This window comes from Paracoccus zhejiangensis, from assembly GCF_002847445.1.
Taxonomy (GTDB): Bacteria; Pseudomonadota; Alphaproteobacteria; order Rhodobacterales; family Rhodobacteraceae; genus Paracoccus; species Paracoccus zhejiangensis.
The window spans coordinates 2,853,794-2,879,223 of the sequence record NZ_CP025430.1; the positions used below are offsets into that span (position 1 = coordinate 2,853,794).

At 64.9% G+C, this 25,430-nt stretch carries 26 protein-coding genes; 13 read left to right on the top strand and 13 right to left on the bottom strand.

The window, feature by feature from the left end:
• Positions 1-18 precede the first annotated feature (18 nt).
• The 7 genes from CX676_RS13730 to CX676_RS13760 all read right to left on the bottom strand — a co-directional run bounded on the left by CX676_RS13730 (position 19) and on the right by CX676_RS13760 (position 7,306).
• Positions 19-924, bottom strand: a complete 906-nt coding sequence (locus CX676_RS13730; RefSeq protein ID WP_101753128.1) for a ParB/RepB/Spo0J family partition protein — start codon at positions 922-924, stop codon at positions 19-21.
• Positions 917-1,714, bottom strand: coding sequence for a ParA family protein (locus CX676_RS13735; protein WP_101753129.1), 798 nt, complete (start codon positions 1,712-1,714; stop codon positions 917-919). The genes CX676_RS13730 and CX676_RS13735 overlap by 8 nt, the downstream gene beginning before the upstream one ends.
• On the bottom strand, positions 1,707-2,300 hold the full coding sequence (rsmG, locus tag CX676_RS13740; protein WP_101753130.1) for a 16S rRNA (guanine(527)-N(7))-methyltransferase RsmG: 594 nt from the start codon (positions 2,298-2,300) through the stop codon (positions 1,707-1,709). Before rsmG ends, CX676_RS13735 begins: the two co-directional genes overlap by 8 nt.
• Positions 2,297-4,168: a tRNA uridine-5-carboxymethylaminomethyl(34) synthesis enzyme MnmG gene (mnmG, locus tag CX676_RS13745; protein ID WP_101753131.1), complete on the bottom strand. Its 1,872-nt coding sequence runs from the start codon at positions 4,166-4,168 to the stop codon at positions 2,297-2,299. The genes rsmG and mnmG overlap by 4 nt, the downstream gene beginning before the upstream one ends.
• A gap of 2 nt (positions 4,169-4,170) precedes the next feature.
• A complete protein-coding gene (gene mnmE, locus CX676_RS13750) occupies positions 4,171-5,427 on the bottom strand; it encodes a tRNA uridine-5-carboxymethylaminomethyl(34) synthesis GTPase MnmE (RefSeq protein WP_101753132.1) in 1,257 nt (418 codons plus the stop codon).
• Between the two features lie 35 nt (positions 5,428-5,462).
• On the bottom strand, positions 5,463-6,734 hold the full coding sequence (gene rho, locus CX676_RS13755; protein ID WP_101754340.1) for a transcription termination factor Rho: 1,272 nt from the start codon (positions 6,732-6,734) through the stop codon (positions 5,463-5,465).
• Between the two features lie 125 nt (positions 6,735-6,859).
• Positions 6,860-7,306, bottom strand: coding sequence for a CopD family protein (locus CX676_RS13760; RefSeq protein WP_101753133.1), 447 nt, complete (start codon positions 7,304-7,306; stop codon positions 6,860-6,862).
• 493 nt (positions 7,307-7,799) lie between these two features.
• Between CX676_RS13760 and CX676_RS13765 the strand changes: the two genes are divergently transcribed.
• Genes CX676_RS13765 through CX676_RS13780 form a run of 4 tightly spaced genes read left to right on the top strand, consistent with a single transcriptional unit; the run spans position 7,800 to position 10,815 of the window.
• Positions 7,800-8,654 carry a shikimate dehydrogenase gene (locus tag CX676_RS13765; protein WP_101753134.1) on the top strand — a complete coding sequence of 285 codons (855 nt, stop codon included), beginning with the start codon at positions 7,800-7,802 and terminating at the stop codon, positions 8,652-8,654.
• Positions 8,651-9,238, top strand: coding sequence for a dephospho-CoA kinase (coaE, locus tag CX676_RS13770; protein ID WP_101753135.1), 588 nt, complete (start codon positions 8,651-8,653; stop codon positions 9,236-9,238). Before CX676_RS13765 ends, coaE begins: the two co-directional genes overlap by 4 nt.
• On the top strand, positions 9,231-9,929 hold the full coding sequence (gene dnaQ, locus CX676_RS13775) for a DNA polymerase III subunit epsilon (RefSeq protein WP_101753136.1): 699 nt from the start codon (positions 9,231-9,233) through the stop codon (positions 9,927-9,929). The genes coaE and dnaQ overlap by 8 nt, the downstream gene beginning before the upstream one ends.
• Positions 9,930-9,954: 25 nt before the next feature.
• Positions 9,955-10,815, top strand: coding sequence for a YihY/virulence factor BrkB family protein (locus CX676_RS13780; protein ID WP_101753137.1), 861 nt, complete (start codon positions 9,955-9,957; stop codon positions 10,813-10,815).
• Positions 10,816-10,857: 42 nt separating this feature from the next.
• On the opposite strand, the gene CX676_RS13785 is transcribed toward CX676_RS13780, so the two are convergent.
• A complete protein-coding gene (locus CX676_RS13785; protein WP_101753138.1) occupies positions 10,858-11,661 on the bottom strand; it encodes a response regulator in 804 nt (267 codons plus the stop codon).
• 99 nt (positions 11,662-11,760) lie between these two features.
• Here CX676_RS13785 and CX676_RS13790 point away from each other — a divergent pair, with 99 nt between their 5' ends.
• From CX676_RS13790 to CX676_RS13820, 7 genes are all read left to right on the top strand, one after another.
• On the top strand, positions 11,761-11,910 hold the full coding sequence (locus CX676_RS13790; protein WP_101753139.1) for a NepR family anti-sigma factor: 150 nt from the start codon (positions 11,761-11,763) through the stop codon (positions 11,908-11,910).
• Complete coding sequence (locus tag CX676_RS13795; protein WP_101753140.1) at positions 11,911-12,513, top strand: RNA polymerase sigma factor; 603 nt, start codon at positions 11,911-11,913, stop codon at positions 12,511-12,513.
• Positions 12,514-12,522: 9 nt separating this feature from the next.
• A complete protein-coding gene (locus CX676_RS13800) occupies positions 12,523-14,325 on the top strand; it encodes a histidine kinase dimerization/phosphoacceptor domain -containing protein (RefSeq protein ID WP_101753141.1) in 1,803 nt (600 codons plus the stop codon).
• A 90-nt stretch (positions 14,326-14,415) separates the two neighbouring features.
• Positions 14,416-15,096, top strand: a complete 681-nt coding sequence (locus CX676_RS13805; protein ID WP_101754341.1) for a paraquat-inducible protein A — start codon at positions 14,416-14,418, stop codon at positions 15,094-15,096.
• The gene (locus tag CX676_RS13810; protein WP_101753142.1) at positions 15,093-15,773 is read left to right on the top strand and encodes a paraquat-inducible protein A; all 681 of its coding nucleotides are present in this window, start codon (positions 15,093-15,095) and stop codon (positions 15,771-15,773) included. Before CX676_RS13805 ends, CX676_RS13810 begins: the two co-directional genes overlap by 4 nt.
• Complete coding sequence (locus CX676_RS13815) at positions 15,766-17,823, top strand: PqiB family protein (protein WP_101753143.1); 2,058 nt, start codon at positions 15,766-15,768, stop codon at positions 17,821-17,823. The genes CX676_RS13810 and CX676_RS13815 overlap by 8 nt, the downstream gene beginning before the upstream one ends.
• Position 17,824: 1 nt before the next feature.
• Entirely contained in the window at positions 17,825-18,460 is a 636-nt protein-coding gene (locus CX676_RS13820) for a PqiC family protein (RefSeq protein WP_232816459.1), read from the top strand.
• A 107-nt stretch (positions 18,461-18,567) separates the two neighbouring features.
• On the opposite strand, the gene CX676_RS13825 is transcribed toward CX676_RS13820, so the two are convergent.
• The 4 genes from CX676_RS13825 to CX676_RS13840 form a co-directional block, all read right to left on the bottom strand.
• Entirely contained in the window at positions 18,568-19,011 is a 444-nt protein-coding gene (locus CX676_RS13825; protein ID WP_157935936.1) for a hypothetical protein, read from the bottom strand.
• 232 nt (positions 19,012-19,243) lie between these two features.
• A complete protein-coding gene (locus CX676_RS13830) occupies positions 19,244-19,966 on the bottom strand; it encodes an inositol monophosphatase family protein (protein WP_101754343.1) in 723 nt (240 codons plus the stop codon).
• Positions 19,967-20,018: 52 nt separating this feature from the next.
• Positions 20,019-21,371: a TldD/PmbA family protein gene (locus CX676_RS13835; RefSeq protein WP_101753145.1), complete on the bottom strand. Its 1,353-nt coding sequence runs from the start codon at positions 21,369-21,371 to the stop codon at positions 20,019-20,021.
• 67 nt (positions 21,372-21,438) lie between these two features.
• Positions 21,439-23,166 carry a DUF2125 domain-containing protein gene (locus tag CX676_RS13840; RefSeq protein ID WP_101753146.1) on the bottom strand — a complete coding sequence of 576 codons (1,728 nt, stop codon included), beginning with the start codon at positions 23,164-23,166 and terminating at the stop codon, positions 21,439-21,441.
• A 71-nt stretch (positions 23,167-23,237) separates the two neighbouring features.
• Between CX676_RS13840 and CX676_RS13845 the strand changes: the two genes are divergently transcribed.
• Entirely contained in the window at positions 23,238-23,852 is a 615-nt protein-coding gene (locus CX676_RS13845; RefSeq protein ID WP_101753147.1) for an enoyl-CoA hydratase/isomerase family protein, read from the top strand.
• On the opposite strand, the gene CX676_RS13850 is transcribed toward CX676_RS13845, so the two are convergent.
• Positions 23,843-24,184, bottom strand: coding sequence for a DUF2853 family protein (locus CX676_RS13850; protein WP_101753148.1), 342 nt, complete (start codon positions 24,182-24,184; stop codon positions 23,843-23,845). The two genes, CX676_RS13845 and CX676_RS13850, sit on opposite strands and share 10 nt — an antisense overlap.
• Before the next feature lie 265 nt (positions 24,185-24,449).
• On the opposite strand from CX676_RS13850, the gene CX676_RS13855 reads away from it, so the two are divergent.
• A complete protein-coding gene (locus CX676_RS13855) occupies positions 24,450-25,376 on the top strand; it encodes a glucokinase (RefSeq protein ID WP_101753149.1) in 927 nt (308 codons plus the stop codon).
• The last annotated feature ends 54 nt before the right edge of the window (positions 25,377-25,430 follow it).

The window sequence follows — 25,430 nt, forward strand, 5'->3', positions numbered from 1 at the left end:
ACCGTCGCTCCGGCTGCGTCAGGCGCTGCCGCCGAGGACCTGACAGAGCCGGTCGAGCTGGTCCAGATCCTTGTAGGTCACCACCAGCTGCCCGCCATCGGCATTGGCGGCATGGTTGATCGCCACCCGCATCTTGAGATGGGCGGAGAGATCGGATTCGAGCACCCGCGTATCGGCATCCTTCTCGCCCGAACGGCGATTGGCCGGCTTGGCGGCGGGCGGGTTGATCAGGTCGCGCACCAGCTTCTCGGTTTCGCGGACCGACAAACCACGCTCGATCACCCGCCGGGCCAGTTGCGCGGCATTCGGTGCCGGCACCAGCGCGCGCGCGTGGCTTGCACTCAGCTTGCCCTCTTTCAGCCAGATCTGTACCTGTTCGGGCAGGTTCAGGAGGCGCAGCAGGTTGGCGATATGGCTGCGGCTTTTGTTCAGCGCCTCGGCCAGTTGCTCCTGCGTGTGACCAAAACGGTCCATCAGCTGCCGGAACGAGGCCGCCTCTTCGATGGCATTCAGGTCAGCGCGCTGGATATTCTCGATCAGCGCGATCTCGAGCACCTCGGTATCGCTGAGATCGCGAATGATGACCGGCAATTCATGCAGCTGCGCCTGCTGCGCCGCGCGCCAGCGGCGTTCGCCGGCAACGATCTGGTAAAGTCCCTCATCGCGCGGATGCGGCCGCACGATCAGCGGCTGCAGCACACCGCGGGCCTTCAACGATTGCGCCAGCTCCTGCAGCGCCTCGGGCTCGAAGCTGCGGCGCGGCTGATCGGGGTTGGGCGAAATCTGCTCGATCGGGATCATGTTGCGGTCAGAGCTGGTCGCGGGACGATTGGCCGCCTCCGTCGCCGGAACCAGGTCCACATCGGCCATCAGCGCCGACAAGCCGCGACCGAGGCCACGTTTTCCCAGTTTGGAATCAGCCATTTACAGCCTCCTTGGTCTCGATCTTCTTCAGTCGCCCGGCGAATTCCTTGGCAAATTCCCGATAAGCGATGCCGCCCTTTGAGCTTGGGTCATAATGCACCACGGGCTTGCCGAAAGACGGCGCCTCGGACACGCGGACATTGCGCGGAATGGTGGTGCGATAGACCAGATCGCCCAGAGTGGCGCGGGCATCGGCCTCGACCTGCTGGGACAGGTTGTTGCGGCTGTCGGCCATGGTCAGCAGCACGCCATTGACCCGCAGATCGGGATTGGCGGTCTGGCGTATCTGCCGGACGGTCATCAGGAGTTGCGAGAGACCTTCGAGCGCATAGAACTCGGCCTGCAGCGGCACAAGTACCGCATCGGCGGCCACCATGGCATTGACGGTCAGCAGGCCAAGCGCCGGCGGGCAATCGATCAGCACCAGGTCGGCGCCGGCTTCGGCGCGCAGGCTGCGGCGCAGCAACCGGGTTCGGTCGGCGCTGCGCGAGAAATCGATATCGGCCGAGGAGAGGTCGGGCGTCGAGGGAACGATGCGCAGGTTCTCGACATCGGTGGTCAGCGCGGCCGCCGCCAGCGTCGCCTGCCCTCCCAGAAGGTCATAGGAGGTAATTTCACGGCGGTCCGGGTCGATGCCGAGGCCGGTCGACGCGTTTCCCTGCGGATCTAGGTCGATGAGGATGGTGCGCTGCCCCGCATCGGCCAGCGCCGCACCGAGATTGATGGCCGAGGTCGTCTTGCCCACCCCGCCCTTCTGGTTGGCAATTGCAATGATGATCGGTTCAGACATGGGAAATATCGCCTATCTCAAGAATTGCCGCGTTTTGATGGGTTTGGCTCGGATGCGCATCGTAGCGGAACTGCCATTGGGCTTGGGCATCGCGCAGTTCGTCCTGCCAGTTCTCGCCCTTCATCAGCCAAGCCGTCCCGCCCTGTTTCAGGTGTCGATCCACATATGACATGAGGAGCGGCAGCGGGGCAAGCGCGCGGGCGCTGACAATATCGGCAGCAGCGGGAATGAGCGATTCTATGCGCGCCGCGTGGACTGTGACGCGGCCAAGGCTCAGTTCGCGGCTGCAGGTTCTAAGGAAGGTGGCCTTGCGCTGATCGCTTTCGACGAGATGAAAATCGACCGGCTGATCGGCATAGTGGATCGCGGCCACCAGCCCCGGCAGCCCTCCCCCGCTGCCGAGATCGACCCATTTCCCCGTCACCGGGCCGGCCAATGCCGCAAGTTGGGTGCTGTCCCGGATATGGCGGTCAGAAATGTCCTGCAGCGTCGAGCGGGCGACAAGGTTGATCCTCGGGTTCCACTTCTCGATCAGGCGGGCGTAGTCGTGAAGCCTTTCCGATGTTTCACGTGAAACATCGCTCATCCCGCGCGCTTCCGGGCGAGGTTGCGGGTTGTCGCCAGGATCAGCGTCAGCGCTGCCGGGGTCATCCCCTCAAGCCGCGAGGCTTCGGCCAGACTGCGCGGTCGCTGCGCCGTCAGCTTGCGCTGAAGCTCGGCGGACAGGCCAGAGAGACTGGCATAATCAAGGTCAGCCGGCAGCAGGATCTGTTCCTCGGCCTTCAGCATCGCCGCATCGCGCGCCTGGCGGTCGGTGTACTGGTGATAGATGGCGTCATTGCGCAGTTGCTCGATGATCGAAGGCGGATATGCGGACAGCTCAGGCGCGAGGTCCAGCATCGCCGTGTCCTCCAGATCGGCATAGGACATCAGGTCGAAAACCGACCGGGCCTGCCCATCCTGACGCACCGAAATGCCGCGCTTTACAAGCTCGCTCGGCGAAAAGCGCGCGTTTTCGGCTATGGTGCGGGCGAAAGCGTACATCTCCATCTTCTCGGTGAACTGCGCCTGCCGTTCCGCACCGACGCAGCCCAGCTTGATCCCGAGTGGTGTCAGCCGCTGATCGGCGTTGTCGGCCCGCAGCGTCAGCCGGAATTCAGCCCGCGAGGTGAACATGCGGTAGGGTTCGGTGACGCCGCGCGTCGTCAGGTCATCGATCATCACACCGATATAGCTGTCGGTCCGGCTGAAGACGATCGGCTCGCGCCCCGTTGCTGCTGCCGCCGCGTTCAGTCCGGCGACCAGGCCCTGCGCGCCGGCCTCTTCATAGCCGGTGGTGCCATTGATCTGGCCGGCAAGATACAGCCCCGTGATGGTCGACACCTGCAGGGTCGGCTCGAGCGCGCGCGGGTCGATATAGTCGTACTCGACCGCGTAGCCGGGCTGCAGAATCACAACGTTTTCAAGGCCTTTGATCGTGCGAACATAGGCCTCCTGCACGTCACGCGGCAGCGAGGTCGAGATGCCGTTCGGATAGACCGTCGGATCGTCCAGCCCCTCGGGCTCGAGAAAGACCTGGTGCGAGGTCTTGTCGGCAAAGCGCGTCACCTTGTCTTCGATCGAGGGGCAGTAGCGCGGCCCGACACCATGAATGCGCCCGCCATACATGGCGGAACGGCCCAGGTTGTCCTGGATGATCTGGTGCGTCCGCTCGTTTGTATGGGTAATGCCGCAGGAGATCTGCCTCAGTGCCGGTTCGCTGCTCAGATCCGAGAACAGTGCCGGCTCGTCATCACCCGGCTGATTCTCCAGCACCGACCAGTCAATGGTCCGACCATCAAGGCGCGGCGGTGTGCCGGTCTTCAGCCGCCCGCGCGGAAGATCCAGCTCGGCCAGCGATGCAGCAAGGCCATAGGAGGCCTCGTCACCCCAGCGACCGGCCTTGTGGGTCTCGTCCCCGATATGGATCAGTCCATTGAGGAACGTGCCGGTGGTCAGCACGACGGACGGCGCCCTGAGTTCGGTGCCGTCGGCAAGCGTGACGCCCCGGATCGTCTGGCCGTCGCGGATGAAGGACATGACTTCGGCGAACAGCAGATCCAGCCCGGAAATCGCGTCAAGGTAGGCCCGCGCCTCACGGCGATAGGCCGCACGGTCCATTTGCGCCCGAGGCCCCCGAACAGCCGGGCCCTTGCGGCGGTTCAGCAGCCGAAACTGGATGCCCGCCCGATCGGCGATCCGGCCCATGCAGCCGTCCAGCGCATCAATCTCGCGCACCAGGTGGCCCTTGCCCAGCCCGCCAATGGCCGGATTGCAGGACAGTGTGCCGATATCGCTTTCCTGCATGGTCACCAGTGCGGTACTGGCCCCCATGCGCGCCGCGGCAGCAGCAGCCTCGGTGCCGGCGTGGCCGCCGCCAATGACGATGACATCGTAATGTTTCACGTGAAACATCCCTATTTTCCGATACAGAAGGACGAGAAAATCACGTCCAGATAATCTTCGGCCCCCACGCGCCCGACCAGTCGTTCCAGCGATAATGCCGTCTGGCGGATGGATTCGGCAAGCAGTTCCGGTTGCGCGCGCGATCCGTCCAGCGCCCGCAAGGCATCCCGCAGCGCATCGGCCTGCCGCCTGTGACTGACGATCCCTGCATCGGCGACGCGAACCGAAAGGGTCTCAAAGACCGACTGCAGCAGCGTCTCGACCCCCTCGCCCGTCACCGCCGACAGGTCGCCCCGCCCTTCCGAAAGGTCCGCCTTCGACCAGAGCGTCAAATCGCCGTCACGAAACATCGTCAGATCGTGCTCGCCGCTTTCCGACAAGAAGATCCGCAGATCCGCCGCCTCGGCCCGCATCCGCGCGCGATCGACGCCAACCGCCTCGATCTGGTCCTCGGTTTCGCGCAGGCCCGCCGTATCCAGGAAGGTCACGGCCAACCCGCGCAGGTCCATCCGCAGCTCGATGATATCCCGCGTCGTACCCGGAATCGCCGAGACGATGGCCACCTCGCGCCGCGCCAGCCGATTGATCAGGCTGGATTTACCCGAGTTCGGCGGCCCAACCACAGCAATTTCAAAACCCTCGCGCAGCCGCTCGCTCGCCGGATAGCCGTTCAACTCGCGCTCGATCTCGCCGCGCAGGCGCTCGAGCAGGTTGAAAACCTCCTCCGGTACTTCCTCCGGCACCTCCTCATCGGCGAAGTCGATGCTGGCCTCGACCAGCGCCCCGGCGCGGATCAGCAGCTCGCGCCAACCCTCGACGATCCGGGCGATCTCGCCGCCGGCCGCCCGCATCGCCTGCCGCCGCTGCGATTCCGTCTCGGCGGCCAGAAGATCCGACAGGCCCTCGACCTCGGCCAGATCCAGCCGGCCGTTCAGGAAGGCGCGCCGGGTGAATTCGCCGGCCTCTGCCTCGCGCAGCCCGGCGGCGCGCAAAGCCGCCATCACCCGCCGCGCCACCACCGGCGCGCCGTGCAAATGCAGTTCGGCAACTTCCTCACCGGTAAAGCTGCGCCCAGATTCGAACCACAGGACCAGTGCCTGGTCCAGTACCTCGCCCCCGTCTAGCAGATTACGCAACTCGGCCCGCCGCGCCACCGGCAACGGCCCGGCCAGCCGCTCGGCCGCCGACCGCGCCCCGGGACCGCTGATCCTCAAAACGGAAACGCCACCCCGGCCGGGCGGCGTTGCTTCTGCAAAGATCGTGTCCATGGCAGTCCGGTCGGTTCCCCGTAAGACCTATCCCGTCAGGCGTTCATCGAATCGAAGAACTCGCTGTTGGTCTTGGTCTGCTTCAGCTTCGAGATCAGGAACTCGATCGCATCGGTCGTGCCCATCGGGTTCAGGATACGGCGCAGCAGGTAAGTTTTCTGCAAGTCTTTGGAATCAACAAGCAATTCTTCCTTCCGCGTGCCCGATTTCAGGATATCCATGGCCGGGAAGACGCGCTTGTCAGCGACCTTGCGGTCCAGCACGATCTCGCTGTTGCCCGTGCCTTTGAATTCCTCAAAGATCACCTCGTCCATGCGCGAGCCGGTATCGATCAGCGCGGTCGCGATGATGGTCAGCGATCCGCCCTCCTCGATGTTCCGCGCGGCCCCGAAGAAGCGCTTGGGGCGCTGCAGGGCGTTCGCGTCCACACCACCGGTCAGCACCTTACCCGAGGACGGGACAGTGGTGTTGAAGGCCCGGCCAAGGCGGGTGATCGAATCGAGCAGGATGACAACGTCGCGCTTGTGTTCGACCAGGCGCTTGGCCTTCTCGATCACCATTTCACTGACCGCAACGTGCCGGGTGGCCGGTTCGTCGAAGGTCGAGGAAATCACCTCGCCCTTCACGCTGCGCTGCATGTCGGTGACCTCTTCCGGGCGCTCGTCGATCAGCAGAACGATCAGGTAGCATTCCGGGTGATTCTTCTCGATCGAATGCGCGATATTCTGCAGCAGAACGGTCTTACCCGTGCGCGGCGGCGCCACGATCAGCGAGCGCTGGCCCTTGCCGATCGGCGCGACCAGGTCGATGATCCGGGCCGAGCGGTCCTTGATCGTCGGGTCCTCGATTTCCATCTTCAGCCGCTCATTGGGATAAAGCGGCGTCAGGTTGTCGAAGGCGACCTTGTGGCGGGCCTTCTCGGGATCCTCGAAATTGATCCGCTCGACCTTGGTCAGGGCGAAATAGCGTTCATTCTCGCCGGGTGCGCGGATGACACCCTCGACCGTGTCGCCGGTGCGCAGGCTGTGCTGGCGGATCATGTCGGGGCTGACATAGATATCGTCGGGACCGGGCAGATAGTTGGCACCGGTCGAGCGCAGGAAGCCAAAGCCATCCTGCACGACCTCAAGCACCCCGTCGCCGCCGATGTCCCAGCCATCCTCGGCATGTTCTTTCAACAGCGAGAACATCATCTCGCCCTTGCGCATGGTCGAGGCGTTCTCGATCTCCCATTCCTCGGCCATGGCCAGCAGGTCAGCCGGGCTCTTGGCCTTCAGGTCGGACAGGTTCAAGCGTTCTTCGTTCATCATTCGGACCAATATGGCACGTCCCGCCCATCAGGATCGGTCATGCATCAATGTATGGAAATCCCCGTACCGGACGGCCGGGCTTGGCAGCGGAGATAGGTGAGCCGGGTCGAAAAGTCAACCGTTCAGAACTTGACGATCACCGAGACGACGATCAGCGCCATCAGAAGGGTCGGCACCTCGTTCATCAGCCGATAGCGGCGTCCGCCCAGGGACTGCCCATCTCTCAGCAGCTTGCGTTGCCGTCCCAGCCAGTGATGGAACCAGGTCATCGCCAACACCGCCGCCGCCTTCACCCAGGGCCATGCATAGCCCCAGTCGACGATGCCGGGCGTGAAGACGAGGCAAAGACCAGCAATCCATGTCACGATCATCGCGGGGTTCATGATCAGTCGCAGCAGTTTCTGCTCCATGGTGACGAAACTGCTGCCCGGTTCGCCTTCGCTCATGCCGCGCTCGGCATGGTAGACGAACAGTCTCGGCAGATAGAACAGCCCCGCCATCCAGGAAATCACCGCCATGACATGCAGGGATTTGATCCAAGGATAGAAAGTACTCAACAGCTCGGTCATGGCGCCACCTTTCGACCCCGGCCCTCTAACATAAAGAAAGAAAGAAAAGGAATGATGATGTTGTAGGGCCCGTGGATAGTCTGGACAGGAGGACTCCAGACCATTTCATCCACAAGACGGCGATCTGACGCAGATCTCGGACGCGGTTGTTGATAACGCGAAATCACCCCTAAATCCAAATTCTTGCGACGGGAGAGCCTTGTGGAGAATCTCTGAATGACTCGGTTTGTCCACATCATCCCCAGCGCACCGAGAGATTTCATCTTCCTGTGGATTGGGTCCGCGCGTTCACCTTTGGTCCCGCCCCTTTTTCCACAGCCCGCCGCGGCAGGAGAAAAATCCCAAGCTCAGACCATTCTCCGTCCACAGACTTATCCACAGGTTCGCCCGTCACGGTAAAGGCTTCACGGAAATGCGAGTTTTCGCTTTCGCCACGGGTGAATGCCGCTTACCTTCACGGCCAGACCCAGCTGCCAGGACCCATCGCGCAAGCATGACTGAGACATCTTCCGCGGCGCCGATCGCCAATGTCCCGCTTTCGGGCGTGATCGGGATGCCCATCGCCCATTCCAAATCACCGCGCCTCCACCGCCACTGGCTGAATCGCTATGGCATTGCCGGTCACTACGTCCCGATGCCGGTCATGCCCGAGCATCTGGCCGAGGTGCTGCGCATCCTGCCCTATGCCGGCTTCGTCGGTTTGAATGTCACCATTCCGCATAAAGAGGCCGTGTTGACGCTGGCCGACGTGGTGACAGATCGCGCCGCGCTGATCGGCGCGGCGAATACGCTGATCTTCCGCCCCGACGGCAAGATCCATGCCGACAACACCGACGGTTACGGTTTCATTGCCAACCTGCGCCAGAACCTGCCCGACTGGCAGGCAGATGCCGGCCCCGCCGCCGTCATCGGCGCGGGCGGCGCGGCCCGCGCGGTGGTCGCCTCGCTTCTCGACAGCGGCGTGCAGGAATTGCGCATCTCGAACCGTACCAAGATCCGGGCCGAGCAGATCAAGGCCGAATTTGGTGCCCGCGTCGTCGTCTATGACTGGGCGCAGGTCGGCAACATGCTGGACGGCGCGGCGACGGTGGTCAATTCCACCTCGCTTGGCATGACCGGCAAGCAGCCTTTGCGGGTGCCGCTCGATGCGTTGTCACCCGATGCGGTGGCGACCGATCTGGTCTATACGCCGCTGATGACCCCCTTCCTGACCGAGGCGCAGCAGCGCGGATGCCGGGTTGTCGACGGGCTCGGGATGCTGCTGCACCAAGCCGCACCGGGCTTTGAACGCTGGTTCGGCCAGCGCCCCGAGGTTGATGCCGCCACTCGCGCTGCCGTCCTCGGATGAGCTTCCGTCTCGGCCTCACCGGCAGCATCGGCATGGGCAAGTCCACCACGGCGCAGATGTTCCGAGATCTGGGCCATCCGGTCTGGGATGCCGATGCGGCGGTGCACCGGCTCTATGCGACCGGTGGCGCGGCAGTCGCTCCGCTGGGGCAGGCTTTTCCCGGCGCGGTTACGGATGGTGCTGTCGACCGCGCCCGGCTCAAGGCGCTTCTGGCCGAGGACGAAACCGGCTTCGCCCGGCTCGAGCGCATCGTTCACCCGCTGGTGGCCGCCGACCGCGCCGATTTCATCCGCCAGCACCGTGACGCGCCGATCGTGGTTCTCGACATTCCGCTGCTTTTCGAGACCGGGGGCGAAAAGGGCATGGACGGGATCGCCGTGGTCTCGGCGGGCGCCGAGTTGCAGCGCCAGCGGGTGCTGGCCCGCCCCGGCATGACCGAGCATAGTTTTGCCATGATCCTTGACCGGCAGATGCCGGATGCGGAAAAGAGGGCGCGGGCGGACTGGGTGATCCCGACCGAGACGCTCGAGGGTGCAAGGGCCGCCGTGGACCAGATCTGCAAGGACATACTGAGCAATGCGTGAAATCGTTCTGGATACGGAAACCACCGGCTTCGAGGCCGAACAAGGTGACCGCATCGTCGAGATCGGCGCCATCGAGCTGGTGAACCACCTGCCGACCGGGCGGACCTTTCACGAGTATATCGACCCCGAACGCTCGATGCCGAAAGAGGCCTTCGACGTTCACGGGCTTGGCGACGACTTCCTGCGCGGCAAACCGAAATTCGCCGAGATCGCGCAGAAATTCATCGGTTTCATCGGCGAGGATGCCAAGCTGGTCATCCATAACGCCAAGTTCGACATGAAATTCCTCAATGCCGAGCTGAAGCGCGCCGGTCACGCCACCCTGCCCTGGTCGCGCGCGCTCGATACGGTTGCGCTGGCGCGCGAGAAATTCCCCGGCTCTCCGGCCTCGCTCGATGCGCTCTGCCGCCGCTTCGGCATCGACAACTCGAACCGCACGCTGCACGGGGCGCTGCTGGACAGCGAACTGCTGGCCGAGGTCTACCTGGAACTGATCGGCGGCCGGCAGCCCGACTTGATCCTTGGCGGGCCGGCGGTGTCGCAGGACAGCACAGATGCCACCCAGCAAACCGGCGCGCAGCGCCCCCGCCCGCAACCCTTGCCCTCGCGCCTGACCGAGGACGAGGCCGCTGCACACGCGGAATTCGTCACCAAGCTGGGCGCCGACGCCCTGTGGCTGCGCTTCGGATGAGGGTGTCACGCACCCCGGAGCGCCCATGCTGAGCTTTTTCAGCGACGCATGGGCCTTCCTCTCGGCGGTGATGACCCGCATGGACAAGATCCACATGGGTCTGATCGCCGCCGGCGTTGCCTTCTATGCCATGTTCGCGGTCTTTCCCGGCCTTGCCGCCATCATCGCGCTGTGGAGCCTGTGGTTCGATCCGGCGGTGATCAACGAATACCTGCGCGTGGCCCATGAGTTCATCCCCGACAGCGCGCAGGACATCCTCGACAGCCAGATCAACTCGCTGCTCTCGGGCGGGCGCACCAGCATTGGCTGGGCCTCGATCCTGTCTTTCCTCGTCGCCACCGTCGCCGCCCGTGCAGGTGTCGATGCGCTGGTGCGCGGGCTGAACGCTGCCTATGGCGTTCGCTCGCATTCCACCATCTTCGGCTTCTTTCTGGCCTATGTGCTGACGCTGGCCATCGTCGGGATCGTGCTGATGGGGCTGGCGACCATTGTCATCCTGCCGATCATCATCAATTTCATGACCTTCGGCCCGCTCCGGTCCTGGCTGGTCTCGGCCCTGCCCTGGGTGGCGATGTTCGTCATCGTGATCATGGGGATCGGCATTCTCTACCGCTACGGCCCGAACGTGAAATCGCCGCGCACGCCGATCTTCACCTGGGGGGCGCTGGTGGCGGCCCTGGTCTGGGCCGCCGCTTCGATCGGGTTTTCGGCCTATCTCAGCAGCTTCAACAGCTATAACCGCATCTACGGCTCGATCGGCGCGGTGATCGCGCTGCTGATGTGGTTCTACCTGGCCGGCTTCTCGGTGCTTCTGGGCGCGCTGATCAATGTCGAGATCGCCCGCCGCCGCCGCGTCGCCGCTGCGCGGCAGGCGCGTCAGTCCTGACGCGCCGATTGTCGTTATGAAGGTTCGCCGATGGCGAAGCCGTCAGGCGTCCAGACCCTCGGTCGACGAAAAGAACATCGCTTGCGACACCGCCGAACGCACCTGTTCCTCGGAATAGGGCTTCGAGATCAGGAAGGCCGGCTCGGGCCGGTCGCCGGTCAGGAGACGCTCGGGGAACGCGGTGATGAAGATCACCGGCAGATCGCCCAATTCGCCCAGCAATTCGTTTACCGCGTCGATGCCCGAGGAGCCGTCGGCCAGCTGGATATCGGCCAGGATCAGGTCGGGACGCTTGTTCCGGCCGAGATCGACGGCGGCGCTGTGCGTGCGGGCGACGCCCGTCACCTCATGCCCCATGGCCTGAACGATGCCCTTCAGGTCCATGGCGATGATCGTTTCGTCCTCGATCACCATGACTCGGCCGCGCAGCGCGCTGCCCATCTCGTTCAGGGCGATCTGGATCAGTTCCTCGGCCTCGTCCTGCGAGATCTGCATCACTTCGGCGATCTGGTCGTAACGCAGCTCCTCGATCGTGCGCAGCAGCAGCGCCTCGCGCGAGTTCGGCGTTAGCGCCTGCAGATGCGCCTGCGCGCGGGCTTCGCGGGCCGTGGTTTCACCCTGCTCGACCGGCTGGCCCGAGCTTTGCCAGATGGCATGGAAGGTCTTGAACAGCCCGATCCGGGTGTCGCTGGCACCCTCGATCAGCGAGCGGTCCGACAGGATCGCCTCCAGCGTCGCTGCAGCATAGTTGTCGCCAACGGATTGCGTGCCTGTCAGCGCACGGGCATAGCGCCGCAGGAACGGCAGTTCGCGACCGATGGATTGCGCAAGATCGACAGATGGCATAGGTGTACTACCTCAAAAAAAGGCCCGGACCCCGGGAACTCTGAGAAACCCCTACATGTTGGGCATGATGCGCACAAGCTTGTTGGATTTAACAAAAGCATGACCGAAAAACGGGAAACCCGCCGACGGGCCGAGATCGAGAAGCAGATCGACGAGAATCTGCGTCGCGTCTACGAGCAGGAAACCGCCAATGACATTCCCGACCGGTTCGTTGCCTTGCTGCAGCAGCTGCGCGATCAGGACAAGTAGATGAGTTCGGGGAATGGCCGGGCGTCGGCGGCTGGAAAAGCTGACGCGAAACATGGCGACCCGCGCGACGAGCTGGTCGATCACCTGCCCGCGCTCAGGGCCTTTGCGCTGTCCCTGACGCGAGAGGGCGCAGCGGCTGACGATCTGGTGCAGGACACCATCGTCAAGGCCTGGACCAACATGGACAAGTTCCAGGTCGGCACCAACCTGCGAGCCTGGCTGTTCACCATCCTGCGCAACACCTTCTATTCCGCCCGCCGCAAGACCAAGCGTGAGGTCAGCGACAGCGACGGCTTGCACGCCGCCCGCCTTGCCGCGCGGCCTGACCATGACGGCCGTCTGGCTCTGCGCGATTTCCGCGCCGCCTTCGAGCAACTGCCGGACGAGCAGCGCGAGGCGCTGATCCTTGTTGGCGCCTCGGGTTTCTCGTATGAGGAAGCAGCCGACATGACCGGCGTCGCGGTGGGCACCGTCAAATCGCGCGCCAATCGCGGTCGCCGCAAGCTGGCCGAGCTGTTGCAACTGGCGGACGGGGAAGAGCTGGAAATGACCGATCAGGCCACCCTTGCCGTGATGGCAACCAATCGTCCCGTCTCCCGCTAGGCTGGCGCCATGCTGTGGCGTTGGCGCGACCGGCTGGAGTTTACCAAGGGTCTTGGTTTCCGTCTGGCCGCGCTTCTGTCGGTCGCCATCCTGCCCATCGGGCTGATCTCGCTGGTCCAGACCCTGCATGTCTCGCGCGAGGCCGAGCGTAGCGCCGAGATCGCGCTTCTGGGCCGCACCGCCTCGGCGGCGGCTGGTGAACGGGCGCTGTTGCAAGGCGCGCTTGGCACTGCCGATGCGCTGGGGCCTGCCGTGCTCGAGGTGCTGGACGACGCGGATGCCTGTGCCGAGATCATGCGCTCGTTTCTACTTCACAGCGCGGTCTACCAGGGCGCGGCCTTCGTGCCGATGAACGGCATCTCGCGCTGCACCTCGGACGGTGGCGGCAGCGAGCCCGTCGACATGCGCGATTCCCGCGCCTACCAGAAATTCGTCAGCCAGCCGCAGACCATGATTACCGCGCTGTCCAAGGGCTCGCTCAGCGGTCGGCCGGTCGTGGTGGTGATGCAGCCACTTTATCAGGACCGCGATCTTCTGGGCTATGTCGTGGTCTCGCTCTCCTCGGCGCTGTTGCAATCCACTCATGCGGTCGGCTTCGGCACCGAGGGCGCGGGGATCATCACCTTCAACCACAAGGGCGAGCCACTGACCGCAGACGGCCGCCCGGAAACCGCGGTCGATGACCTGCTGCCGCGCGGTGTCACCCTGTCGAGCCTGATCGAGTTGAACGACTCGACTTTCGTGGAATGGAGCAATACCGGCGAAAGGCGTGTCTTTGCCGTGGTGCCGGTGGTGCCCGGCCTAGTCTATGCGCTTGGCAGCTGGACCCCGCAGCTGGCCGGGCTCGACCGGCTGAACATGTCGCAATTCACCGCCATCATCTTCCCCATCCTGTTGTGGCTGGTGTCGCTGGCGGTCGCCTATTTCGCCGTCTACCGGCTGGTCCTGCGCCATATCCGCGTGCTGCGCGGGCAGATGCGCCGCTTTGCGATCGGTAACCGCGACACCCCGCCCCCGGTTCTGACCGACGCCCCCGCCGAGATCACCGATGTCAGCCAGACCTTCCACAACATGGCCCGCATCCTGATCCGCGACGAGGAGGCGATGGAGGAGGCCGTGGCCGAGAAGACCGTTTTGCTGAAGGAAGTGCACCACCGGGTGAAGAACAACCTGCAGCTCATTGCCTCGATCATCAACATGCAGGGCCGGATGATCGAGGATAATGACGCGAAGCGGGTGCTGCGCTCGGTGCAGGACCGGGTGGCGGCGCTGGCGACGATCTATCGCAATCTCTACCAAGCCGAGCATCTGGACGCGGTCGAGGCCGATCGGCTGATGGGCGACATCATCAACCAGATGGTGAATGCCGGGGTCGAGGCCGGCAGCGGCCTGCGGGTTCAGACGGATTTGCAGCCCCTGACCCTGCTGCCTGATCAGGCAGTGCCGTTGACGCTGCTCGCGACCGAGGCCTTCACCAATGCGTTGAAATATGCCGGCACCCCGCCGGGCGAGGATCACCCATGGGTCCGGGTGTCGCTGACCCATCCGTCCAAGCACAAGGCGGTGCTGGAGATCGCCAACTCGACCGGCGAAAGGCTGGATGGCAGCGCCATCCCCGACAGCACCGGCCTGGGCGGGCAGCTGATCGGTGCCTTTGCCACCCAGTTGGAGGGCGAGGCCGAGTTTACCCAGCAGGATCACGTCTTCACCCTGCGTCTGCCCTTCAAGGTCCAGCGGGCCAACCCGATGGACGTGACCGATATCCGCAGCGTCGTGCTGACTTCGGCCGCGCGCGAAGGGTCGCAGCATTAGGATCGGCAGGCTTGCCACATGCCGCACTGCGGCGTGACGTCACATGTCATCTTTTCTTGTGTGGACCGCCGCGCGGTCTATTTTGGCGCCATGACGAGTGAAGGCCAATATGATCTGCGCACTGGCGAGGGGCTGATTGCCTGCCCTCGCTGCGATGCCTTGCATATCGAAGAGGAGCTGCTCGACGGCGAGACCGCGCGCTGCATCCGCTGCGACACCGTGCTGGCCAAGCCACGCAGCGGTGCCTTTGTCCAGATCATCGCGCTGTCCTTTGCCTCGATCGTGCTGTTGATGGCGGCAGTCTTCTTTCCCTTTCTCGAGATCTCGCGCGCGGGCTTTGGCAATGCCACCTCGCTGTTCGGTGTCGCCATGACCTTTGCCGATGGCGTCATGCTGCCGCTGGTGCTGGCGGTTCTCGGCGCGGTCGTGGGGCTGCCGGTCATCCGGGCCCTGCTGCTGGTCTATACGCTGACGCCGCTGACCCGGGGCCTCGCGCCCCATCGCCACGCCGCCGCCGCCTTCCGCTGGTCCGAGGAGCTCCGCCCCTGGTCCATGGCCGAGATCTTCGTGATCGGCACCGTGGTCGCGCTGGTCAAGATCGGCGGCATGGCCAATATCCATCTGGGACCGGCCTTCTGGTCCTTCTGCGCGCTTCTGGTGGTGAACCTCTGCTCGCACCGTTTTCTCAGCCCGGCCACGGTCTGGGACGCGCTCGAGGACGCCGGCGCCCCGACCGACGGCCGTGAAATGGTTCAGGCGCAGAATCCATGAGCCACGACAGCGATCTTCTCGGCGGCGGCCATGTCCTGACCGCGCATCGCGCTGGTCTGGTCGGCTGCCGCAGCTGCGGCCGGGTCTGGCCCGACGGTCACAGCCGTTGCGACCGTTGCGGCGCGCATCTGCACCCACCCGACCGGCGCGGGTTGCAGGCGGTCTGGGCCTGGCTGATCGCCGGGCTGATCCTGTACATCCCCGCCAATCTCTATCCGATGATGCAGACCGAGACGCTGGGCGGCCTTGGCGGCAATGGCCAGCACACGATCATCGAAGGCGTGATCGAACTGGTCCGTCTGGGCAGCTATGACATCGCGGCCGTGGTTTTCGTGGCCTCGGTCGTGGTGCCGATCACCAAGTTCATCATCATCATACGGCTGGCCATCGTTGCCGGCAGGCCGGCCACGCCCGAACAGGCGCATACCCGGCTGCATCTCTTCGAAGGGGTCGAGTTCATTGGCCGCTGGTCGATGATCGATGTCTTCGTGGTCGCCATCACCTCGGCGCTGGTGCAGCTTGGCTTCGTCGCCTCGATCCACCCGGGATCGGCGGCGGTCTGCTTTGCCCTGTCGGTCGCCTTTACCATGCTTTCCGCGCAAAGCTTTGACCCGCGCCTGATCTGGCGCGGCCTGCCCTTGCGCAGCAGCAAGAACAGAACGGACACCCATGACTGACACCCCCCCACCTTCCGGCCAGCCCGCGCGCCCGGTACGCAAGACCGCCCGCCGTGCCGTTCAGGCTGGCGTCAGCCTGGTCTGGCTGGTGCCGATCCTCGCGCTGCTGGTGACGCTGGCGATCGCGTGGAATTCCTATGCAAACCGCGGCCGTGTCATCAAGGTCGAGTTCGCGGATGCCACCGGCATCACGCCCGGCGAAACCGTGCTGAAATTCCGCGAGATCACCGTGGGCAAGGTCGAGGCCGTTGCCTTCACCGAGGATCTGCAAAAGGTCGTGCTGAATATCCGGGTCGATCAGGATGTCGCGCCCTATATCGACAGCGACGCGCAATTCTGGATCGTGCGGCCCGAGGTCACGGCCCAGGGGATCACACGTCTGGACACGGTGCTGACCGGCGCCTTCATCGATGGTTATTGGGATGCGGAGAAGGACGAACCGCAGGACCGTTTCGCCGGTCTGGATCGCGCGCCGCTGACACGCGAGGATGCAAAGGGCACCTGGACGGTTTTGTCACTCGGCAATGCCGAGGGCGTCGCTGAAGGCACGCCGGTGCTGTTCCGCGGACTCGAGGTCGGCCGGCTGGAAAACCTGCGCCTGTCGGGCGAGGATGAAAGCGTCGTCGCCGACATGTTCATCCAGGCGCCCCATGACGAGCGGCTGACCAGTGCCACGGTCTTCTGGAACGTCTCGGGCTTCTCGGTGTCGCTGGGAGCCAAGGGCGTTTCACTGGATGTCAACTCGTTCGCGACCCTGATCCAGGGCGGGGTCGAGTTTGCCACGCTGACCAGCGGCGGCAGCCCGGTCGAGGCCGGCCATGTCTTCCGCCTGCAACCTGACGAGGATTCGGCCCGGAACAGCCTCTTCACCGGCGACGATGTGGGCGAACTGCGCTTTACCGTCATGCTGGACGATGCCGTCAACGGGCTCGAGCAGGATGCGGATGTGAAATACAAGGGTCTGAATGTCGGCCGCGTGACGGACCTGTCGGTCAGCGTGGATACGCCGGAAGAGGGCAAGCAGCCGGTGGTGCGCCAGCAGGTCACCATCGCCCTGTCCCCGACCCGTCTGGGGCTCGAGCCGGATGCCACGACCGAAAGCGTGGAGGCGTTCATTGCCGGCGAGGTCGAAAACGGGCTGCGCGCACGTGTCGCCAGCGCCGGCCTTTTGGGCACCTCGCTGATGATCGAGATGGTCGACCTGCCGGACAGCCGGCCCGCCACGATGGACCTCGCGGCCGAGCCCTACCCGGTCATTCCCTCGGTCGAGGGTGATCTGACCGATTTCAGCGCCACCGCGCAGGGCTTCCTGACCCGGATCGGCGATCTGCCGATCGAAGATGTGCTGCGATCGGCCAGCGACATGATGAACTCGATCACCGCCATTGCCAGCTCGCAGGAAACCCGCGCCATCCCCGGCTCGCTGCGCACCACCATCGACGAGGCGCAGGCGACGCTGACCGAACTGCGCGAGGTCGCCGCCCAGCTGAACGATGACGAGGTCGTCACCTCGCTGCGCACGGCGCTGGACAATGCCGCAAAGGCTGCCGATGCGGTGGCGCTGGCCGCCGTGGAAGTGCCGCAAATGGTCGAGGATATCGACGCGGCGGCCAAGGCCGTGGACGAGTTCGCCTTTGCCGATATCAGCGCCGAGGCACAGGGCATCCTGTCGGACCTGCGCGCCATGCTGGGTACCGAGGATGCCGAGCAATTGCCGCGCAACCTGTCGAACACGCTGGAGGCCGCGTCAGGCCTGCTCAACGATCTGCGCGACGGCAATGCCGCTGGCAGCCTGAACAACGCGCTCGACTCGGCCAGTTCGGCGGCCGACGAGGTCGCACGTGCGGCCGAGGGCCTGCCTGCGCTGATCACCCGGCTTCAGCAGACCGCCACCCGGGCGGAGTCGGTCATGGCCGCCTATGGCGAGCGCTCGGCCTTCAATGCCGAGGCGGTCAGCATGTTGCGCGAATTGCGCAAGGCGACGGCAGCCTTTGGCTCGCTTGCGCAGATGATCGAACGAAACCCCCGCGCCTTCATTCTGGGACGATGACATGATGAACCCCCTTCTCTCTCTGCCCGCCGTCCTGTCGCTCACGCTGCTCGCGGCCTGTTCGAACCCGGAAAAGACCGGCCGCTACCTGATCGACCCGCCCTCGCCCCCGGTTCGGGTGGCGAACCAGTTGGGCCCGACGGTCGAGCTGCGCGATGTTTCCCTGCCGGCCTATGCCTCGGGCCAGGAAGTGTCCTGGCAAAGCGCGGATGGCGCGGTGCGTTCGACCCCGGACAATCTCTGGGCCGACAATCCCGAGCGGGCGGTGACGCTGACGCTGGCGCGGGCGATCTCGGATGTCTCGGGGGCGGCGGTCATCGCCGAGCCGTGGCCCCTGGGTGAACCGGCCGAACGTCGGCTGGAGGTGCGGGTTGAGAAGGCCTTGGCGCAATCCGACGGGCTTTACCGTCTCAGCGGGCGCTATTTCCTCGCCGATGAAAGCGGCGGCGGCACCAACCACGCCCGCAGCTTCGACATTTCGGTACCGCTGGCCAATGCCGAGCCGCAGAGCATCGCGGTGGCGCAATCAACCGCGCTGTCGATCCTGGCCCAGCAGATCGCGGCGCTGGACGGGGCGGGCACCACCTTCATCACCCGGACGCCGGCCGATCCCTTCGCGCTGGACCCGATCCTCTGACATCGGCTCGGCGGCATTGCCGACCCCTAGAAAAGTTGAACGGGCAGCCTGATGGCCGCCCGCTCAGTTATCCGTGAGCCCACGACGGGGGGGAGGTACTCGTTAAACTAGAGGCTCAACGGATAAACTTTGGCGCCAGAGCCGAAGCCCTGAAGCGGATTGGTGTTGCCCATCACGCGGGTCAGGACCGGCAAGACATAGCGGTCAAAGGCCTCGCGGTCGGGCTGCAGGGCGCCGGGCTTGCCGATGCCGCCGCATTCTTCGCAGTCCGGGATGGTACCCCAGCAATTGCTGCAGGCACCCACGGCCCCTGCCAGGATCTCGGCGTGATGGGTCAGCAGCGCGTTCTCGCGGCGCAGCCGCTCGACTTCGGTGGGGGCCGGGCGGTCGACTGCGGGATGAGGAAGGCCCGCGTCAGACCGCCCGTAAATCGCCGACGCCAGCAAGGGCGCAATCCGCAGTTCCGGCTCATTCTCCGCGCCCACCGGAAGGGCGCGCAAATGCTGCAACGCGGCGATTAGGTGATCCAGTTGTTCGTTCCGAGTCGTCATAATCTGTCTCCCCGATAAGCCCGGCCCGATTGTGTGTGGCGTTCGGTGCCGCGGCTGGTGAGATCAGTTATCGACCTGTGCCGTGAATTCAGCGTGAATCCTTAACGGCAGATTCGGCGCTTTTACGTGAAAAGGATCGGAAATTTCGCCCGGAAGGAGAATTTTCGGGGAAAAGTTCAAGAAAATCGGGGTGGCGACTCGAATCTGTGGGGGCGTATCGGACCGCCGTGATCTAGGGGCGCGTTAACGAATCAGCCAGCTGCCGGTGCAAGGCGGGTCCGGCGACGATCATTCCGTCGGTGGCGGCGCGCGCGCTGTTGAAGCCAAGCGGCTTGCCCTGCCGGTCGGTGGCCAGCGCCCCGGCGCGTTCGGCAATCAGCGTTCCGGCGGCAATATCCCATTCCCAGGCCGAGCGCAGCGACAGGGCCGCGTCGAAACGGCCCTCGGCCACAAGGCACAGGCGCCAGGCCAGCGAGGGGCGGAATTCACGCCGGAAATCCGGCACCTTCCCGCCCGCCCAGTGCTGCGGTTCTGTCGCCGCGCGATAGGTCAGCACCGTGGCACCACGCATCTCGCTGCGAGGGCTGACCGAGATCGGCTTGCCGTTCAGCAGTGCCGGGCCGTCGGCATGGGCGGTATAGAGCAGGTCCTTGGCTGGCAGATAGACCGCTGCCGCCGTGATCCGGTCCCGCGTGGCGATGGCCAGCGAATGCGAGAACCCTTCCTGCCCGTCGATGAAGGCGCGGGTGCCGTCGATCGGGTCGATGATGAAGCAATGCTCGGCATCCAGCCGCGAGGGGTCGGCCTCGCTTTCCTCGCTGAGCCAGCCGTAATCGGGCCGGGCGCGACGCAGGACCGCCTCCAGATGCACGTTCACCGCCAGATCGGCTTCGGTCACCGGGCCGGCATTGTCGGCCTTGTCCCATTTCTGCGGGTCGCGCCGCCAGAAGCGCATGGCGATTTCGCCGGCCTCGCGCGAGGCCTCGGCCAGCAGGCGCAGATCGTCCTCAGGCCCCGGCAACGGTCATTCCCCGGACCAAAAGGCTCGGAACCTGCACCGAACGCCAATCCTCGGCATCATTGGCGGCGGTGATGGTCATCAGCATGTCGCGCAGGTTGCCGGCGATGGTGCATTCATTCACCGGGTAGGCGATCTTGCCGCCCTCGACCCAGAACCCGGCGGCGCCGCGGGAATAATCCCCGGTCGTGCCGTTGATCGACGCCCCCAGCATCGAGGTCACCACCAGTCCGCGGCCCATCTCGGCCAGAAGGTCGTCAACGCTGGCCGCACCTTGCGTCAATGCCACGTTGCTGTTGCCTGGCGAAGGCGGCGAGGTCAGGCCGCGCGTGGCCGAGGCGGTGCTCTCCATCCCCAGCTTGCGCCCGGTGGCCAGATCCAGCGTCCAGCCGGTCAGCACGCCATTCTCGACAATGGCGCGGCGGCGGCTCGGCAGGCCCTCGGCGTCAAAGGGGCGCGACGAGGCATAGCGCGGGCGCAAGGGATCCTCGATCAGCGAAAACGCCTCCGGCAGAACCTGTTCCTGCAGCGCCTTGCGCAGCCAGCTGGCCCCGCGTGCGATGGCCGAACCGTTCACCGCGCCCAGAAGATGCCCGATCAGCGAGGGCGAGACACGGCGGTCATAAAGGATTGGAAAGGCCCCGGTCGGCGGCTTCCGCGAGCCGGCGCGGGCCAAAGTGCGTTCGGCGGCCAGTCGACCGATCGCCTCGGGTTCCGGCAAGTCACTGGCCCAGATGCGGGATTCGCCGGCATAGTCACGCTCCATCCCCAACCCCTCGCCGGTGATGGCGACGGTCGAAACGGCATGGCCGGTGCGGGCATAGCCGCCGGAAAAGCCGTTGCTGGCCGCCAGCCACAGCCGGCGGCGCGAGAAGGAGGCATTGGCGGATTCGATCTGGCTGATGCCCGGCGCCTCGGCGGCAGCAGCCTCGGCGCGGAAGGCCAGCGCCTGCAGCTGGTCGGGCAACGGGTCTTCGCCCGGATCGGCCATCTCCAGCGCGGCGATATCGGCATCGCGCGCCAGCTGGTCGGGATCGGCCAGGCCCAGATAGTCATCGACCGGTGCCTCGCGGGCCATCGCGACGGCACGCTCGGCCATCTCGATGATGGTAGCGGCGGAATGGTCCGAGGCCGAGACGCAGGCCTGCCGCCCACCGATCAGCACCCTGAGCCCGATCTCGACCGCCTCGGCGCGTTCGGCCAGTTCCAGGTCCGACTTACGCACGTCGATCGAGGTTGCCTGCGCGTGAACCGCGATGGCATCGGACTGGTCGGCGCCGGCGCGGGTCGCGGCCTCGATCATCGCATGGGTCAGGGCTTCAAGATCGGCTGTCTGGGTCATTCGGCTCACGTCAGCAAAGGAAAGGGCCGGGGTGATGCCCGGCCCTTCTGGTCACCTGCCTGCAGTCTTACTTCACCTGCTGGCCATTGGCAAAGATGCTACCGCCCTCGCGGAACTCCAGCTTGGTTTCCAGCTTGTCGGGCTGGCCCTCGACCGGTTTGGCGAACATGCTCAGCATCATCTTGGCGCCCATCATCTGGTCCTGCGGCACCAGCCCCATCGCGCCGAGCGTATCCAGGAGCGCGTTGACACCCGTCAGCTCGCCCGAGATCTCGCCCACCGGCGCGGTGGTCATGTCGCCCCCTTCCGGCGCGGTCAGCTCGCCCGAGAACTTGGCCTGCGCGCCCACCGCATTGATCGAGACATCGTTCAGCGTCACCCGCACCGGAACCGGCGGTTGCGGCATGTCGGCCATGTGCGGGGCATCGGTGCCAGTGGCGGCATCGGCACTGTCCGCAGCGTCCGGGGTCTCACCCCCCGCAGCAGCAGCAGCGGCTGCCGCCGCAGCTTCCGCAGCCGCAGTTGCTGCATCCGCCGCCGCCTCGGCGTCAGCCGTATCGGTGGCAGCAGCATCCTCGCCCGCTGCGCCATCAGCGGCCTCGTCCATCGCGGCATCCAGCCCGGCGGGCGGGGTCAGGATCGACTCGGGCATCAGCACTTCGCCGCTGAGATCGATGTTCAGGTCGGCCGGGTCGCGCGCCAGCTTGGCCTCGGGGTCGAACATCGCCCAGATCTCGTCATTGATGGCGAGCCCCGTGAACGAGGTCAGCAGCTTGAACGGTGCCGGCTCGCCGGAGCCCATCAACGGCATCTCGATATCGAAACCGCCCTTGGCCAGCTGATAGCTGATCGGGAAGGGCAGCGTGCCGATATTCATCGTGGTGTCGATGGTTTCGGCGGCGGTGGCATATTTCAGCCCGGCTTGGGACATGCCGAAAGTAGCCGAGCCCGGACCGCTGGAATAGCTGCCATCGGCGGATTGCGGGGTGCCGTCCTCGCCCGGACCGCTGAAGCTGAAGGTGCCGTTGCTGCCGGCATAGTTCAGCGTGAAGTCGAAGGCGGTGCCGGCCTGCAGCGCCTCCTCCAACTGGGTTTCCATGTCGAATTCGCCCGGCGCCATCATGATGCGCCCGGTCATGGCCAGACCCTCGGCGGTTCCGTCCAGTGCCAGCGCGCCCGGGCCGCCATCGGCGGTTTCGGGCATGTCGGCCTTGGCGCTGACCGTCACCTTGTCGACAGTCGAGTCAAAGGTCGTATCCTCGCCCGCATCGCTGGTGACCGAGTGCTGCTTGCCCGCCACGCCGTCGAAGGTCATCGACACCGGCATCGTTTCGCCGGTATCGGCCAGCGGCATGTTCAGCGTGACCAGCATCTGCTGGGCCTTGAAGTCGTGGGTCAGATCCCCGACCGAGCCCGAGGTGACGGTCTCGTTCCCCGGCATGTCGACGGTGAAGGTGCTGGTCTGATCCTGCCCGCCTTCGGGCGCCGGCATGGTCACCTCGCCGGTGGCGGCGCCATCCATCGTCCAGCGGACATTCCCGTCGCCGGTCTGGTTCAACACCAGCTTGGGAACGGTCATGGTCACGTCGGACATCTCGCCATCGACCGCCACCTTGGCGTCGGTGATGGTCAGCGTATCGCCAGCCTCTTCGCGGCTGCCCTCGGTGACCGTGTAGCCCATCGACTGGTATTGCTGGACTAGGTGATCCCAGACTTGGGCCGGGGTGATCTCGGCCCAACCCGGGGTGGTTGCGGCCAGAAGCGCGATGGACGTGGTTGCAAGCAGACGGTTCATACCGATACCTTCCAAAATAAAACTCGCGCGGATACTCGCACAGCGGTTTCGAATGGGAAAGGTGGCAAGCGATGATCAGCCTATCGCAGCAGGATGGCTTGGCGATGCTGAGGATTCGGCGGCCCGAAAAGGCCAATTCGCTGACCGGCGCGATGCTGCGGCAGCTGGCCGAGGGTTTTGACGATATCGCCCATTCCGATTGCCGCGCCGTCATCCTGACCGGCGAGGGCAAGGTGTTTTCCGCCGGCGCCGATCTGGACGAGGCGCAGGCCGGGCTGACTACCTCGCCCGAATGGGAACGGCTGTCGGCGCGCATCGCCACCATGCCCTGCCTGACCATCGCGGCGCTGAACGGCACGCTGGCCGGCGGCGCCTTCGGCATGGCGCTGGCCTGCGACCTGCGGGTGGCGGTGCCGGGGGCGAGCTTCTTCTATCCGGTCATGAAGCGCGGCTTCCTGCCGCAACCCAGCGATGCCCGGCGCATGACCACGCTGATCGGTCCTGCCCGGGCCAAGATGATCCTGATGGCGGGTCAGCGTATCGATGCCGCGCTGGCGCTGGACTGGGGCCTGGTCGACCGCATCGACGAGGACCCGGTGGCCCACGCCAGGGATCTGGCCGCGGATTGTCTGGCGGCCAGTCCCGAGCTTGTGATGGCGATCAAGGGATTGATCTGTCAGCCATAAACCGACTGTTTGCCGAAATGGACGGTCAGCAGGTAATAGACCACCGGGCGATACTTGTTCCGGTTCGACTTGCCGTATTTCTCGATGACCTCGTCGATCGCGGCCATCAGCTGCGGGCCGTCGGCCAGACCCAGCTTCTTGACGAGGAAGCTGTTCTTCACCCGCTCGAGCTCGGCCTTGTCGCTGCCCGAGACGGTCTCGGAATCGGCGTTGTAGATCGAGGGGCCGCAGCCGATCGTCACCTTGGTCAGCAGATCCATGTCCGGCTTGACGCCCACCTTGTCACTGAGATCGGCGGCATATTTCGCAATCAGATCATCGCGCTTGCTCATTCTTTCGTCCCTCCCCGGGTTGTTTTTGATGAGGTCGAGCTTAGCCGTGAACCAGCAAATATCAATCGCCGCGACAGAAGCGGCGCGCCAAAAAGCGCAATTGGGCCAGTTTCGGGCGAGTTGGGGCGGCGATCCTCGCGCGGCGGCCATTGTTCCCGGGCGAATACGGCCTTGCTCCCGTCGCGGAATCTTGTTGACTGACACTCGCCAGACTGTCTGTGTTCCTGTATGTGCGCGCTAACATTCATCGGAGGGGGATCGATCCATGGCGATTTTGCTGGCTGACGTCGGAGGCACGAACGCGCGGCTCGCGCTGGCCCGGAACGGCATGATCGATGCTGAAACGGTGACACGATTCCGTGGCGACGACTTCCGCAGTTTCGATGACGTGGTGCAGCAGTTCCTGCAGCAGCAGGATGATCCGCGCATCACCTCGGTCTGCATCGCCGTCGCCGGGCCGGTTTCGGGCGGGATCGCGCAGCTGACCAACCGTGACTGGGATTTTTCGGAAGAACGGCTGGCGCGGCTGACCGATGCCGACCAGGTGCGGCTGATCAACGACCTGACGGCACTCGGCTATGCCACCCCCGCCCTCTCGGGTGACGGCATCGGCATTCTGCGCGAGGCGCCCGAGGGCCGGCATCGCAATGGCCAGGCGCTGGTCGTCGGTGCCGGCACCGGCTTCAATGTCTGCGCGGTCAAGGTGCTTAGCGGTGGCCGGATGACCTGTCTCGAGGCCGAAGAGGGTCATACCCACCTGCCCGCGCTGATCATGCAACGGCTGCAGGAGGAGCTGGGCGCGGTCAAGGCGCGCGAGTTTTTCTCGGTCGAGGAGACCTTTGCCGGTCGCGGCCTGTCACGCCTGCACGCGCTGCGCTGCGACGCCGAGCCTATCCGCAGCGAGCATATCGCCGAGGCCGCAGCGGCAGGCGACCCCGAGGCCGATGCGACCTATCGCCTGTTTGCCGAACTGTTCGGGCTGATGTGCCGCGATCTCGCCCTGCGCTTCATGCCGATGGACGGGATGTTCCTGGCCGGCAGCGTCGGCCGCAGCCTTTCGAACCGGCTGGAACTGCTGATCCCGGCCTTCCTGATGCAGGAGCAGATGCGCCGGATTCCAGAAAATGTTCCGCTGATGCTGATCAAGGATGACATGGCAGCGTTGCACGGTTGCCTCGCTGCGCTGGACTGATGCGCGATAAAGGTCAATTCCGTTAACTTTACTGGAAATCAAGCGGCCAACCTG

What these genes read in the sequence shown, in the direction of transcription:
- CX676_RS13790 (WP_101753139.1), top strand. Translation starts at nt 11,761, where the DNA reads ATGACCGAAAAACGGGAAACCCGCCGACGGGCCGAGATCGAGAAGCAG.
- CX676_RS13800 (WP_101753141.1), top strand. Translation starts at nt 12,523, where the DNA reads ATGCTGTGGCGTTGGCGCGACCGGCTGGAGTTTACCAAGGGTCTTGGT.
- CX676_RS13735 (WP_101753129.1), bottom strand. Translation starts at nt 1,714, where the DNA reads ATGTCTGAACCGATCATCATTGCAATTGCCAACCAGAAGGGCGGGGTG.
- CX676_RS13840 (WP_101753146.1), bottom strand. Translation starts at nt 23,166, where the DNA reads ATGAACCGTCTGCTTGCAACCACGTCCATCGCGCTTCTGGCCGCAACC.
- CX676_RS13855 (WP_101753149.1), top strand. Translation starts at nt 24,450, where the DNA reads ATGGCGATTTTGCTGGCTGACGTCGGAGGCACGAACGCGCGGCTCGCG.
- mnmG (WP_101753131.1), bottom strand. Translation starts at nt 4,168, where the DNA reads ATGTTTCACGTGAAACATTACGATGTCATCGTCATTGGCGGCGGCCAC.
- CX676_RS13820 (WP_232816459.1), top strand. Translation starts at nt 17,825, where the DNA reads ATGATGAACCCCCTTCTCTCTCTGCCCGCCGTCCTGTCGCTCACGCTG.
- CX676_RS13795 (WP_101753140.1), top strand. Translation starts at nt 11,911, where the DNA reads ATGAGTTCGGGGAATGGCCGGGCGTCGGCGGCTGGAAAAGCTGACGCG.
- CX676_RS13830 (WP_101754343.1), bottom strand. Translation starts at nt 19,966, where the DNA reads ATGCGCTTCTGGCGGCGCGACCCGCAGAAATGGGACAAGGCCGACAAT.
- coaE (WP_101753135.1), top strand. Translation starts at nt 8,651, where the DNA reads ATGAGCTTCCGTCTCGGCCTCACCGGCAGCATCGGCATGGGCAAGTCC.
- CX676_RS13845 (WP_101753147.1), top strand. Translation starts at nt 23,238, where the DNA reads ATGATCAGCCTATCGCAGCAGGATGGCTTGGCGATGCTGAGGATTCGG.
- dnaQ (WP_101753136.1), top strand. Translation starts at nt 9,231, where the DNA reads ATGCGTGAAATCGTTCTGGATACGGAAACCACCGGCTTCGAGGCCGAA.
- CX676_RS13835 (WP_101753145.1), bottom strand. Translation starts at nt 21,371, where the DNA reads ATGACCCAGACAGCCGATCTTGAAGCCCTGACCCATGCGATGATCGAG.
- CX676_RS13780 (WP_101753137.1), top strand. Translation starts at nt 9,955, where the DNA reads ATGCTGAGCTTTTTCAGCGACGCATGGGCCTTCCTCTCGGCGGTGATG.
- rho (WP_101754340.1), bottom strand. Translation starts at nt 6,734, where the DNA reads ATGAACGAAGAACGCTTGAACCTGTCCGACCTGAAGGCCAAGAGCCCG.
- CX676_RS13730 (WP_101753128.1), bottom strand. Translation starts at nt 924, where the DNA reads ATGGCTGATTCCAAACTGGGAAAACGTGGCCTCGGTCGCGGCTTGTCG.
- rsmG (WP_101753130.1), bottom strand. Translation starts at nt 2,300, where the DNA reads ATGAGCGATGTTTCACGTGAAACATCGGAAAGGCTTCACGACTACGCC.
- mnmE (WP_101753132.1), bottom strand. Translation starts at nt 5,427, where the DNA reads ATGGACACGATCTTTGCAGAAGCAACGCCGCCCGGCCGGGGTGGCGTT.
- CX676_RS13805 (WP_101754341.1), top strand. Translation starts at nt 14,416, where the DNA reads ATGACGAGTGAAGGCCAATATGATCTGCGCACTGGCGAGGGGCTGATT.
- CX676_RS13765 (WP_101753134.1), top strand. Translation starts at nt 7,800, where the DNA reads ATGACTGAGACATCTTCCGCGGCGCCGATCGCCAATGTCCCGCTTTCG.
- CX676_RS13785 (WP_101753138.1), bottom strand. Translation starts at nt 11,661, where the DNA reads ATGCCATCTGTCGATCTTGCGCAATCCATCGGTCGCGAACTGCCGTTC.
- CX676_RS13810 (WP_101753142.1), top strand. Translation starts at nt 15,093, where the DNA reads ATGAGCCACGACAGCGATCTTCTCGGCGGCGGCCATGTCCTGACCGCG.
- CX676_RS13825 (WP_157935936.1), bottom strand. Translation starts at nt 19,011, where the DNA reads ATGACGACTCGGAACGAACAACTGGATCACCTAATCGCCGCGTTGCAG.
- CX676_RS13815 (WP_101753143.1), top strand. Translation starts at nt 15,766, where the DNA reads ATGACTGACACCCCCCCACCTTCCGGCCAGCCCGCGCGCCCGGTACGC.
- CX676_RS13760 (WP_101753133.1), bottom strand. Translation starts at nt 7,306, where the DNA reads ATGACCGAGCTGTTGAGTACTTTCTATCCTTGGATCAAATCCCTGCAT.
- CX676_RS13850 (WP_101753148.1), bottom strand. Translation starts at nt 24,184, where the DNA reads ATGAGCAAGCGCGATGATCTGATTGCGAAATATGCCGCCGATCTCAGT.